Origin of the sequence: Bernardetia sp. ABR2-2B, assembly GCF_037126435.1 — a bacterium.
GTDB lineage: Bacteria > Bacteroidota > Bacteroidia > Cytophagales > Bernardetiaceae > Bernardetia.
On sequence record NZ_CP147020.1, the window covers coordinates 5,072,388 to 5,085,258 of the forward strand.

The following is a 12,871-nucleotide window of genomic DNA, read 5'->3' on the forward strand; positions in this document are numbered from 1 at the left end:
TCATTATCTCTACGAAGGTATATTATATTTTGTCGCATTTTTATAAAAAAAAACAAAAAATCAGTTAGTGTTTTTTATCCAATCTATAGCGTCTTCTTCGCTTTCAAAATATTCTAATTTTACTTGTATGTTTGCTTTTTCAATCACACCTACAATTACATTTACCATATTGTTTTGAAATTTTGTTTGAGGCTTTACCATTGCAACTACTGCATTTTTATTTGTTGCAGTATAAAATTTAGGTGCAAAATAAGAAGCAAACCAACTACGAGCAGAAAACGGAACAGAAAGGGGAGCTGAATCATTATCTACTACTGAAAGAATAAGTTTTGTATAAGAGTTTGTTTCATATTCTTCTAATATGGAAGAATAGGCTGCTTTATACTCTTGTTCACTTACCTTTTTTTGTAAGCGAATGAGATAATAATTAGATTCATTATCAATATAAGAATTGGCGCAATCATTAGCACTTTGATAGAGTAAATCCATAGTTATAGAATAGTTGAGAAGTTATATTAAGAGAGAAAGTTAGATATTTTGTCGTTAGGGATAGAAAATATACGAAAAAATAAATCAATTACAGAGATTCTATTAAAAAGCAAATTAAATTTTTAATCTTTTCTAAGATAGAAACCTTTTTTTTAGTAGTTTTGAAATTGCTTTACAAAGTTCGAATTTTTAGCTCACTTTTTTGCCTTTTAATCTCTTTATGGAAAGTATTTTTTTATACAAAGAAAACGACCCACTAATTTTTACGAAAGTATTATTTTGGTTTTTCTTTGCGTCCGTACTCTTCATTTATCAGTTTGCAAAAGATAAACAGATTGCCAGAACATCATTTTTGGCTCTTTTTAGTCTGTATTTTTATTACCTTTCAAGTGGTTGGTTTTTTCTTCTACTTATTTTTTCAACAATAGTAGATTATTTTATAGGAGAGGGAATTTTTAAAAGTGAAGATGAAAAACACCGAAAACTACTTGTTACGCTTAGTGTAGTTATTAATTTATCTGTTTTAGCCTACTTTAAATATACTTTTTTCTTCGTAGAATCACTCAATACAACCTCTGAATGGCTTTTGGGTACGTCATGGGATATTGCCAAAACAGATTATTTGGGTTATTTTCTCAACCTTTTAGTAGGAAAGCCTTATTTTGACACAACTTCTATTTTTCTTCCTGTTGGTATTTCATTTTATACGTTTCAGACGATTAGTTATTCTATTGATATTTATAGAAGGCAGCTAGAACCTGTCAAGAACATAGTAGATTTTGGTTTTTATGTGAGCTTTTTTCCTCAACTTGTTGCAGGACCTATTGTGAGAGCATCCGAATTTGTTCCTCAAATCTATCAAAAATATAAACTTTCAAGTACAGAATATAATGAAGCTATTTTTCTGATTATCAATGGACTGGTAAAAAAGATGTTGATTTCAGATTATATTTCTGCTAATTACGTCGATAGAGTTTTTGCCGAACCATTTCAATACACAGGTTTTGAGAATTTAATGGCTGTTTATGGTTATGCCATTCAGATTTATTGTGATTTTTCTGGTTATACAGATATTGCGATTGGTGTAGCTCTGCTTTTAGGCTTCCGTTTGCCTATTAATTTCAACTCTCCTTATAAGTCGGTTAGTATTACTGATTTTTGGCGCAGATGGCATATTTCACTTTCCTCTTGGCTTAGAGATTACCTTTATATTCCACTTGGAGGAAACAGAAAAGGAAAAGTAAGAACATACGTAAATCTGTTTCTGACAATGCTTTTGGGTGGGCTTTGGCACGGAAATGCTTGGCGTTTTGTAATTTGGGGTGCGCTTCATGGAGTAGCTTTAGCTGTTCATAAACTTTGGCTTACTTTTGTAGATATTCCAGAATCTTGGCAAAAATCAAAGATTTATAATTTGATAATGCTAATCATTACCTTTCATTTTGTCTGTTTTTGTTGGATGTATTTTCGTGCTGCCGATGTGGCAACTGTACACTTAATGTTGGAGCAGGTTTTCTACAAGTTTGAATTTGCAGGAATTTTTGAAAGGATTGCAGCATATAAGACCATTTATGCCGTAATGCTTTTAGGTTTTGTAGTCCATTGGTTGCCAGAAGATATAAAAACAGCTACACGAACTACCTTTGCAGACCTTCCAGATGTCATAAAAGCAATTATTATTGTAGCTATTATTTTGCTTCTCTTTCAGTTTCAAACAGCAGGGATTCAGCCGTTTATTTATTTTCAGTTTTAGTTTTTTACAAATGAGAATATTCATTGGTCTATTTTTTTTAATACTAACTTTTTCTTGTGTTTCTAAGTATAGAAGAAGTAATATCCAATATCTAACTCCTGTTAAGAATATAAAAGCCAATAATGAAAAACTTTATCAATGGGAAGAGTATGGTACATACTTTAAGTTTATTTTACAGGTTGATTCTAATTTTAGATTTGTAAAAGGCTCTTACTATGATTGTACAAGCCAATTTCGGTGTGAATCAAATGGTACATACCAAATAAAAAAAGATTCAATTCTGTTGAGTTTTGGAAAAGCAAAAGGAAGAAAAGAAAATGGTTTCGTTGATTTTTTCTCTGATACAACAATGACACTACCTTTTTTAGAATGTGAAATAAAACTTTTAGGGCTAGAATTGAAAAACGAAGCCTGTGATTGAATTCAATAAAATTATGTATTCAATCCTGCCTTTTATCATATAAATCACTCGCTAATCAAACAAGCGTATTTTCTACCTCACTCTACTCATTTTTTGGATTTATAGTTGCATTTTGCTTCTCGTTCTTTACGGTTGGCATAAAAAGGGTGTTTTTGATATTGTCGTTGGTAAGGACACCAACAAGGGCAAGAGAGAGCAGAATAAAATTCGTTTTTCAGTCTTAATTCCTGTCCGAAATGAAGCTCAAAATATTGAAAACCTATTAAATGATTTGGCTTTACAAGATTTGGATAAAGATAACTTTGAAGTTTTAGTTTTAGATGATAATTCTGATGATGATACAGCACAAATTGTAAGCAAATTAATCCCAAAAATGCCGTATTCTTTACAACTTATTTCTGTTCCTAAAGCTAATTCTGCACACAAAAAACGAGCAATTACCTTAGGAGTATCAAAAGCAAAGTTTGAATATATTATTACAACAGATGGCGATTGTAGAGTGCTAAAAACGTGGCTTTCTACCTTTTCAAACTTTATCAATTATAAAAAAAGAAACAATCAAGAAGCTTTATTTATCGCTGGTGCTGTTCGTCTAAATCATAAAAGAGATTTTTTTGCAGCTTTACAGGCTTCCGAATTTGCTACATTAATTGGTTGTGGAGGTGCTGCGCTTAATTTAGGTTTTCCATTTACTTGCAATGGTGCAAATATGGCATATTCCAAACAACTTTTTGAAGAATTAGGAGGTTATGAAAACCAATTAAATCTGAAAGGCAAAGCAAAAGAATACAGTGAAAATGGAATCAGTAATAACGGTTATCAAATTTCGTCTGGAGATGATGAGTTTTTGCTACATAAATTTCATAAAATCTATCCTAAGAATATTTTTTTCTTAAAATCAGATAAAGCAATCGTCGAAACAGAAGCTACTCCAAACTGGAAACAGTTTTATAATCAGCGCAAACGTTGGGCAAGTAAATGGAATCAACATAAAAAAATAAGTCATGCAGCAATTAGTGTTTTTGTTTTTTTAGTTCAAGTTTTTACTTTAATGTTATTTGTTTTTATTGCTTTTGATATAGTAAATGATGATTATTTCTTGATAAATTCAGAATTGAAAAAATATCTTTATCTTAGTTTTTTTATTAAAATGAGCATAGAATTTTTATTTTTATATTCTGTTTTACGATTTTTAAGGCAATTAAAAGCTATTTTTACGTTACCTTTTTGGTGGATATTTTATAGTTTATACGCTATTTTCTTTGGAGTTGTAGCACAGAAAAAAGGTTATAGTTGGAAAGGTAGAAAAACTCAATAAACAGAAAAAAGGTAAGTAACAATCGTTTATTTTCAATAAGAATAGTTTTTATGTATCTTTCTTAGTAAATTAGTCGCTTAAAGCAATTTCTGTTAATGGATAAAAAAAGATTAACAAATTATCCATTTTCAATTAGCTTCGCAGAGCCTCGCTGCTTTGGCAGGTATCCATTTTCAATTAGCATTGCATTCGTTTATTTTTCTAAATGGCATCAGAATTTGAGCATATATCACCTTCATTACAAATACGCAAACGCCTATTAAAACACAAACCAGCTATGTTTGGGCTTTTTGTGATTTTGTTTGCTGTCTTTGTAGCTCTTGCAGGACATACAATTATGCCTGACAAAACCCCTAATGCAAATGATGGAGCAGTACAGATAGGAAAAGAATTGCCTGTTTTTGAGACTAAAATATTAAAGTTTAGAAAACGTATTTCTACCGAACATACAGGTTTTTTTGAAAGTATTTATAATGGAGATGAAACAGATTACACCATTACTCCAATAGACACTTTCAGAATTGTAGGAGATACAGTATTTTTTAAAGTACATGGAAGAGAAGAAAAAGAACTTTCCTATTCACTTATTTATGCCACCAAACCTGTTTTTTCAGGTACTTCTGGTTTGCTTTCAGATGATTCTCTTAATTATAATTATCAAATAAGTGGGGATACTGTTCGATATGTGGATATCCAAAAAAGAGTTAGAACGACTACACTCTTTGAGCTTTCCGAAGAATTTCAAAAAGAAAATATAGAAACTCGCACATATTGGCTAGGAACTGACCGTTCAGGGCGAGATATTTTGAGCCGTCTAATGTATGGAACACGAATTTCTCTTACTATTGGAGCAATTGCTGTTTTGATTTCACTTGTTTTGGGTGTGAGTTTGGGAGCAATTTCTGGTTATTTTGGTGGTTGGATAGATAGTGTTATTCATTGGTTTATGACTGTTGTGTGGTCTATTCCTAGTATTATGTTAGTCATTGCCATTACGATTGTGCTTCAAAGTAAAGGTATTTGGGTTGCCTTTGTAGCTGTTGGTCTGACGATGTGGGTAGAAATTGCTCGTATTGTGAGAGGAAAAATCAAAACAATTAAAAGAAAGCCATTTATCGAAGCTACACATGCCTTCGGAATGAGTCATTGGAGAATTATTTTCAGACATATTTTACCTAATATGCTAGGAGAAATTGTAGTAGTTACGACTTCAAACTTTGCTGCAGCTATTTTGATAGAAGCAGGTTTAAGCTTTTTGGGATTGGGTGTTCAGCCTCCCACACCTTCTTGGGGAATGATGGTTTCAGAAGGATATTCGGTTATCGGAACAAGTAATAGTTGGCATTTGATTGTTTTCCCAAGTCTTTGTATCAGTATTCTTGTTCTTGCCTTTAATCTTTTAGGAAATGGTCTGCGTGATGCTTACGACCCAAATACTAGGAGTTGATAACATCACTTAACGAAAATAGAAAAGCCTTCAAAACTACTTTAGATGTTTTGAAGGCTTTTCTGTTTTATGATATAAACTTTGACTAAATTACGGCTTTCCTTTATATGGAGATGCATTATAATACTTCATTGCTTCTGGCAGCCATCTTCTAAGGTTATTTATTCTTGTACTTGAGTGTGGGTGAGTAGATAAAAATTCTGGTGGTGCTTGTCCTCCTGACTGTGCAGACATGCGTTGCCAAAAAGCAGTTGATTCAGATGGGTTATATCCTGCCATTGCCATAAAAATAATTCCCAAACGGTCGGCTTCTGATTCTTGGTCTCTTGAAAACTTCAAAAGCCCTACTTGCGTTCCCATTCCAGCAGCCTGTAAAATTAACTGTTTGGCAAGTGTTGGTTTTTGATTCATGAAGGCAGCTCCCAAAGACAAAACCCCTTGTGCAGCCATTCCTTGACTCATTCGTTCATTACCATGATTGGCAACAGCGTGAGCAACTTCATGTCCCATTACCACACCAACACCTGTTGGTGTTTGGCAAATAGGCATAATCCCAGTATGAAAAATTACTTTCCCCCCCGGCATACAAGATGCATTTGCAGAAGGTTCTTCTACCAAATTATATTCCCACTTAAAACCTTTGGTTATTTGAGATTGATTATTGTCTTTTAAATATTTTTCTACGGCATATTGAATTCGCAGTCCTACATTTTGTACAGTTTGAGCATCTTTTGTGCCTTTTACTACTTTTTGCTGACTAAGCATTTCATTATAAGCCTGAAAACTCATTTGATGGATTTCAGAAGCAGGAAGCAGAATGAGCTGCTTTCGCCCTGTTAGTGGTGCAGTAGCACAAGCTGTTACAAAATAAAATAAAATGATAAATGATAAATAAGATATTTTTTTCATTAAAAATAGAGTTTAAAAAGTAAATTAAAAATAAATGCAAAGTTAAGCGTATTTGTAAAAATAAGTTATAAAGTTGATAAAACTTGTTTGTTACTTTCAAAACACGTTTTTTTGCATAAAGTTTTGAGAAAATTATTCAATGCAAAATACGAATAAGATAAAGTAAAAAATAATGCCATTAAATTACGAATCCTTTTTTATTGATTTAAAAACAGAACAAAATGACGTTCTACACCTAAAAAGAATTTATAAAGAAGGGTTAAAAGACGATGAACTCAAAAAATTACCTTCTATTTTACTCATTCATGGAAGCGTCGAAAATGGGCGTATTTTTTATTCTATTAATAGAAAAGGGTTTGGGAGTTATTTGTCTCAAAACGGTTTTGATGTTTTTGTAGCAGATTTGAGAGGAAAAGGTGAAAGTACACCAAAAGTAAATTCTACATCTAATTTCGGTCAAACAGAATATATTTTAGAAGACTTACCTGCTTTTGCAAATAAAGTCAGAGAAATAAAAGGACAATTTCCAACGTATTGGGCTGCTCATTCGTGGGGTGGTGTAATGATTCCTCCTTTTATGCTTCGGTTTCCACAAATTGCAGAAGCTACAAAAAAAATGGTGTTTTTTGGGAGTAAAAGAAGAATAAGAACAAAGGGAATAGAAAGATTATTAAAAATAGACTTAGTTTGGAATCTCATCGGTAAAATTTCTAGTAGCACGTTAGGATATTTTCCAAATACAAAATTCAGTTTTGGAACAGACAATGAAACTAAAGGCTTTATAAAAGAATCTAATAAATGGATTTATGAAGATAATTGGATTTGTAAAGATAAATTTGATTATCAAAGCAGCTTTCAAGATTTAAAACAAAAAAATAGATACTTTCCTCCTACGCTTCATATTGCAGCAGCAAAAGATACTATTTTAGGAAATCCAAATGATGTAAAATTATTGATGGAAGAAATAGATAATGATAAAGATGAGTTTTGGCTTTTGTCAAAATCAAATCAGAATCTACATGATTATGACCATAATAATATGCTTACTCATAAAGACGCAATAAATGACCATTTTCCAAAGATTTTGGAATGGTTAATAAACTAATAAAAATACGTATTTTTGAATTGAATAATCTAAATAGAAAAAATCAAGAAACAATAACATAAAAAATGAATTCACAAACAGAAGAAAATTACTTAAAGGCTCTCTTCAAACTTGCTTCACAAGAAAATGAGATAAGCCTGTCTGAATTAAGTAAAAAGCTTTCTGTCAGTACGCCCACAGCAAACAGTATGATTAAGCGTTTGCACGAAAAAGAATTTGTTATTTACGAAAAATATAAACCTATAAAACTAACGCAGAAGGGAAAAACTACGGCTGCACTGATTGTCAGAAAACACCGACTTACAGAAATGTTTTTGGTAGAAAAAATGGGTTTTGGGTGGGAAAAAGTTCATGCTATTGCCGAACAAATAGAACATATCAAGTCGCCTATATTTTTTGACAAAATGGATGAGCTGTTGGGTTACCCTAATATTGACCCACATGGTTCGCCTATTCCTAATAAAGAAGGACTAATAGAAAATAAAGTTAATTCGGAACTAAAACTGAGTGATTGTAATCAAGGAGATAGAGTTAAGCTTGTAGCTGTTTCAGAATCTTCACTAGAGTTTTTACAGTTTTTGAATAGTCGTAAAATTAGCCTTGGTTTAGAATTAGAAATTTTGGAAATAGAAAAGTATGACGGAACGATGAAAGTTCTTTTTTTAGAAAATAATAATGAAGAAGTTCTCAGTAAGATAGTTTGTGAGAAACTTTGTGTTTCACAATAAGGAAATTGATTTTTTATGTAAATGAAAAAGCCTTTTAGTAGAGATACTAAAAGGCTTTTTTGACTTATTATGGAGAGTTTATTCCTTAATAACTTTCAAAATAGAAGAAGAAGTTTTACTAACTATTTTTAATACATATAATCCATTTGGATATTTACCCAATCTGAACAGTAAAGTATTATTTGATTGAGTATTTACTGTTCTTCGTTCTAGCTCTTTACCAATAGCATTTACTAAAATAACCTCTACCTCCATTTCATTTCTAAATTCTTGCCCCCCTAAATAAAGTGTAAACTCATCATTAGTTGGGTTAGGGTATAAAGTAGTAGTTTGTTTTTCTGTAAAATCACTATCAGAAAGTTTTGCCGAAACTATCTTTGTGAAAGTGAAATCACCATTGGTATCTACTTGTTTGAGCTTATAGTAATAGGTTACATTTGGTCTTACTTCTACGTCTAAGAAGTTATAATTTTGTCTTGTTTGCGATTGTCCTTTACCCTTTACAAAACCAATCTTTACAAACTCCCCATCTTCTTCCGCTCTAAATACTTCAAAGCCATGATTATCTTTTTCTTGTAGGGTTGCCCATTCTACTAAGATGGCATTTTCGGTAGGTTTAGCAGAGATAAACAACAGTTCAATAGGAAGTAATGTAATATCCTGTGATTGTGCTGTTGCAAAAGAACCCATATTTCCACTAAAACCACCTCTTCCAGTTAATTGTGGGGAGTTAGCAATACAAAATCCATTAGGAATAGTCCAAGGTGGTGTAACTAACTGCATTACTGTAGTAGAAGCACCGACATAATTTCCATAATCTCTATTGAATAGATACATTTGATAATCTGCATTTACTGGCAAAGGATTATCACTCGCATCAAAAGAAGAAAAATTCCATTTACCATTATCTAAAGCAGGGTCAGTATCAAAATCTGCATTACAAATATTAGTTTGTCCTGTTGGTGGTGGTACAGTAGTATATTGTTGAAATCCAGCAGTAACATTATCTACTGAACTAGCTTGATTAAAATTAACATCAGCTCTCTGGTAAGTAAATGTTGGAACTGGACATTGAATAGTACGAGATTGTATCGTTCTTGTAGCTGCACCATTTATATTTGCATCCTCAAAGTTGTAATATGCTCTAAGGTTATTAGCTTGAGGGCATTGTAATGCGTTTGCAGCACATCCTTGAGTAAAAGATTCTTGTATCTGTGCCTCAGTACGTACTTCTGACCATATTTTGAGTTCATCTACTTGTCCTCTAAAGGCTTCGCCACTATTGCCACTCCAACGACCCACATATCCATTTGTCAAGACTGTATTTAAGGGGTTAGGTAAATTATAAGTACGAATGCGTACTGCATCATAATAAAAGGTTAATTGTTGAGTTGTACCATCATAGCTAAGAGCATAATGATGCCAATTGTTTCTACTATTTGGTAAATTTATTAAGTCTAATGCAAAGCCATTGTTTAATCTAATGCCCCAGTTGTTATCAGCATTAGGTGTTACAGATGTCCTGTCAATGGCTACTAAAGCAAAATCTCCATCAGCTACTGTACTACTACCAAATTGAAATAAACCTGCTCCATTAAACTCTGCTGCATTTGCCCAAACTTCTATAGTACGAGAAGCATTTCCTGCAATGCCAATATTTCCAGTATTCGTTCCAAAATCTACATATTCTGCATCTTCTGTTGAGCGTAAGACACCATTTGGACTTGGGTTACAAGCTAAATTTCCATAAGTAGCTGTTTGCCAGTCTGAATCTTCATATGCAGCGGCCATTGTACCATTCTTTGTAGGTTCTGGTAAAATAGTAGATGATTCTTGTATCACTAATCCTACAGGAAAAGAGTAATTGCCAGTTGCATTTTTAGCTCGGTTAAGTTTTCCTGCTACAAAATAATCAGTAGGTAAAGTTGTTCCAGTAGCTGTAGTATTAAATCCTGTTATAGCACTAGGGCTTGAGTTATTTACTACTACAGAACGAGAGTTATCAATACCAGTAGCGATAGGGTAACCTTCTGGTACAATGTATCCTTGTACAAAGTTTAATGTTCCTGTATTACTTACTGTCAAATCTTGGTCGCTAGAAGCAAGAATAGTAACTCCTGCAACATTATTAAAAGTAGAAGTTCCTATTGTATTATCAATAAATAAATTTTCAAACTCTCCGTTTCCTGTAACTGCTTTTGAGTAGTTCTGTCTTCCTGTTCCAATAAATCTAAAGTCAGAGTTAGGCTGCATATTTAAGTTGCCATTATGCACCATATTTCCACAAACATTTACTTGTCCTCCAGTAGCTACATTTAGATTTCCATTTATTCCCCCTTCACTCAAAATAGAGATATTATGTACATTCAATGTTTTGCCACTTGTTACAGTAAGAGAATTACTTGCAACAGGAGTAGGAGGAATAATAACATCGATATCACAGCTTGGAACTCCTGTTAATCCACATGGTTTACTCCAGTTATTTGGTTCGTCTATATCTGGCAAGCCTGTGATAGGGTCAATTATACTTCCATCCCACACATACTCATTTGTACCTACACAAATTTCATCACTAAGAACACAATCTCCTACAGTAGCCTCTACTCGTATTATTTGCCTACGCTGAATGTTTGTTACAATATAACTATTACTTGTTCCATTTTGAACCTCTACTCCATCACTAAGCCATCTAAAGTTAGTAGCTTGTATATCTGCTATAATAGTTGCATTAGTTCCATAATTGATATTTACATCATTACCTAAATCTAATGATCTAAAATCAGAAAAATATCCATAACGTGTACCCGAACTAGAACCACCATTGACAAAACCTAAATGAAACAAGCCAGCCTCATCAGTTCCTGCTGTAATTGTTGTACTTTCTACTGTTACTACTGCACCAGCAGGAACTTGGGTTGTATTAAAGGTATATTGTGTTCCATAATAATCACTTCCTCCTATTTGCGTGAACGTACCAGGAAAAGGAGTTGTAGTAGGAGAAAATAAAACTGCACCATTTACCCTAATGGTAAAGTTATTAGTAAAGTCAAAATTACCACCTACTGGTCTGCCTCTGGTCATCAAGTTAATAGTAAAGTTTTCAGTAGTAGAACGCACAATTCTAGTTGTTAATGAACCTGTACACTCTACAGGTGGAAGAATAGCAAAACCTGTTTCACAGCCATAACCAGCATAATGTCCTACATATACAGGCAAACTCGTTTGTATAAAAATACGTTGTCCTACAAAATCTAGTTCGTGAGTATATGTTTCTCCTGCATTTAATGTTGCTACCAAAGCACCATTAACATTGACAGTAGTACCATTTTGAGTAGCTGTAACAACAGCTAATTCGGGATTACCAGCAGGACTTCCGTTACCTACTCCCAATTGACCTCTCAAAACAACATAGTTCGTTCCAATTATATCCACAGGAACAAGTTGATCGCCAGCTAAATCGTGACACCCTCCTTGTCCTGAATAGATAGAATCACTAAACTTAGTAACTGCCACAGGTTTGTCAGACTGAATACGAGAACCTGACGGAAAATCATTCGCTTGTGGCTGTGCTACTGACCCTACATAAACTTCTCCACTATTTAATACTACAGTAAAAGGAACATTTGCAGCTTGTCCACCCTCCAAAGCTCGTGTAGGGTTTATAGTAACAGTTGTATTGTCTTCAGTAGCTACTACTAAGAAACCACTTCGCCCTTCTGGAGTAAAGTTCAATCTGTGTCTCCAGTCATTTTGGAAGGGAACGTAAAAATCTGTTCCCAAACCATTATTTCCTTTAAGAGCAAAAATATCTGGATTATTACCTCTATTTACCTCATAATAAGCTGTAATTTTCTCTGTCGATTCTACTAACAAGCCAGTAGTATTTACTTGAGGTGTCGCTGGTGCAGGAGTATCATAAGGAGTTTCTATCAGAGCTCTACTAGGGTCTATGTTTATTATTTGAGAAGTATTTGCTGGTACATTCACAATATAAGTAGGAAAAGCTAAATTAGCTGGCTGTGTCACTGTAACTACAGCGGGGTCATCAAAAGCAGATACTACAATACGAACTGGCGAATCTCCATGGTCTGAAGTAACATCAGGAGCAGCAAACCAAAAACGAGTATCTGTCTGCGCTTGTGAAAACAAAGGAAATAAAAATAATAGGAGCAATATGGCTGTCCCAAATAGTTTTTTAGAGTCTAGAAGACTTTGTAGATGTAAAAAATAATTAGTATATTTTTGTACCATGGCATTTATGTTTTAGCAAAAATTTTTAACTTATTTATGCACAATTTTTTAGCCAAAATTGCACTTTTTGGCTAAAAAATGTAGCTTTTTGGCGAATCATTCACAGTAATACCTACATAAAATCTAAGTAGGCATAATTTAAACTGTAAATTATAAAGAATTATTCTTATTTCTATCAAAACTAGAGCATTTTCGCACTAAGAAAAATATTTTTTCTAATTCTTATGTTAGAGAGCTTTTAAATCAGTATAGAGCAACTTTAACTATTTTAATTCTATCAAAGTTCTATTTTTATAGATTTATTTTAATTATTAGTTGCTTGTTAGTTAAAGAGTTAGTATTTTTGCACTCCCAAATATAGGAAGAGTGTGCTTTTTAATAAGTGGTTTTATGAAAAATACTTTCATAAAATACTGATAATCAAAGGATATTCTTTTCTTCAACTATTCA

The 12,871-nt window shown here is 32.9% G+C and carries 9 protein-coding genes; 6 read left to right on the forward strand and 3 right to left on the reverse strand.

Annotated features, from left to right (window positions below):
• Window positions 1–60 precede the first annotated feature (60 nt).
• The gene (locus WAF17_RS21375) at window positions 61–489 is read right to left on the reverse strand and encodes a hypothetical protein (RefSeq protein ID WP_338764268.1); all 429 of its coding nucleotides are present in this window, start codon (window positions 487–489) and stop codon (window positions 61–63) included.
• A 220-nt stretch (window positions 490–709) separates the two neighbouring features.
• Here WAF17_RS21375 and WAF17_RS21380 point away from each other — a divergent pair, with 220 nt between their 5' ends.
• From WAF17_RS21380 to WAF17_RS21395, 4 genes are all read left to right on the forward strand, one after another.
• Entirely contained in the window at window positions 710–2,242 is a 1,533-nt protein-coding gene (locus tag WAF17_RS21380; protein WP_338764270.1) for an MBOAT family O-acyltransferase, read from the forward strand.
• 10 nt (window positions 2,243–2,252) lie between these two features.
• Window positions 2,253–2,663: a hypothetical protein gene (locus tag WAF17_RS21385; protein ID WP_338764272.1), complete on the forward strand. Its 411-nt coding sequence runs from the start codon at window positions 2,253–2,255 to the stop codon at window positions 2,661–2,663.
• A gap of 112 nt (window positions 2,664–2,775) precedes the next feature.
• A complete protein-coding gene (locus WAF17_RS21390; protein ID WP_338764274.1) occupies window positions 2,776–3,981 on the forward strand; it encodes a glycosyltransferase in 1,206 nt (401 codons plus the stop codon).
• A gap of 205 nt (window positions 3,982–4,186) precedes the next feature.
• A complete protein-coding gene (locus WAF17_RS21395) occupies window positions 4,187–5,428 on the forward strand; it encodes an ABC transporter permease (protein ID WP_338764276.1) in 1,242 nt (413 codons plus the stop codon).
• A gap of 90 nt (window positions 5,429–5,518) precedes the next feature.
• On the opposite strand, the gene WAF17_RS21400 is transcribed toward WAF17_RS21395, so the two are convergent.
• Window positions 5,519–6,337 carry a M48 family metallopeptidase gene (locus tag WAF17_RS21400; protein WP_338764279.1) on the reverse strand — a complete coding sequence of 273 codons (819 nt, stop codon included), beginning with the start codon at window positions 6,335–6,337 and terminating at the stop codon, window positions 5,519–5,521.
• A 172-nt stretch (window positions 6,338–6,509) separates the two neighbouring features.
• Here WAF17_RS21400 and WAF17_RS21405 point away from each other — a divergent pair, with 172 nt between their 5' ends.
• Both WAF17_RS21405 and WAF17_RS21410 read left to right on the forward strand, forming a co-directional pair.
• Window positions 6,510–7,442, forward strand: a complete 933-nt coding sequence (locus WAF17_RS21405; protein ID WP_338764282.1) for an alpha/beta fold hydrolase — start codon at window positions 6,510–6,512, stop codon at window positions 7,440–7,442.
• Between the two features lie 65 nt (window positions 7,443–7,507).
• Window positions 7,508–8,170 carry a metal-dependent transcriptional regulator gene (locus WAF17_RS21410; protein WP_338764285.1) on the forward strand — a complete coding sequence of 221 codons (663 nt, stop codon included), beginning with the start codon at window positions 7,508–7,510 and terminating at the stop codon, window positions 8,168–8,170.
• A 78-nt stretch (window positions 8,171–8,248) separates the two neighbouring features.
• Here WAF17_RS21410 and WAF17_RS21415 read toward each other — a convergent pair whose 3' ends face one another.
• Window positions 8,249–12,421 (reverse strand): LamG-like jellyroll fold domain-containing protein, encoded by a 4,173-nt coding sequence (locus tag WAF17_RS21415; RefSeq protein WP_338764287.1) that lies wholly within the window; start codon window positions 12,419–12,421, stop codon window positions 8,249–8,251.
• Window positions 12,422–12,871 lie beyond the last annotated feature (450 nt).

Excerpts from the sequence above, each read along its gene's own strand:
- WAF17_RS21415 (WP_338764287.1), bottom strand. The coding sequence starts at position 12,421 with ATGGTACAAAAATATACTAATTATTTTTTACATCTACAAAGTCTTCTA.
- WAF17_RS21385 (WP_338764272.1), top strand. The coding sequence starts at position 2,253 with ATGAGAATATTCATTGGTCTATTTTTTTTAATACTAACTTTTTCTTGT.
- WAF17_RS21375 (WP_338764268.1), bottom strand. The coding sequence starts at position 489 with ATGGATTTACTCTATCAAAGTGCTAATGATTGCGCCAATTCTTATATT.
- WAF17_RS21395 (WP_338764276.1), top strand. The coding sequence starts at position 4,187 with ATGGCATCAGAATTTGAGCATATATCACCTTCATTACAAATACGCAAA.
- WAF17_RS21400 (WP_338764279.1), bottom strand. The coding sequence starts at position 6,337 with ATGAAAAAAATATCTTATTTATCATTTATCATTTTATTTTATTTTGTA.
- WAF17_RS21410 (WP_338764285.1), top strand. The coding sequence starts at position 7,508 with ATGAATTCACAAACAGAAGAAAATTACTTAAAGGCTCTCTTCAAACTT.
- WAF17_RS21405 (WP_338764282.1), top strand. The coding sequence starts at position 6,510 with ATGCCATTAAATTACGAATCCTTTTTTATTGATTTAAAAACAGAACAA.
- WAF17_RS21380 (WP_338764270.1), top strand. The coding sequence starts at position 710 with ATGGAAAGTATTTTTTTATACAAAGAAAACGACCCACTAATTTTTACG.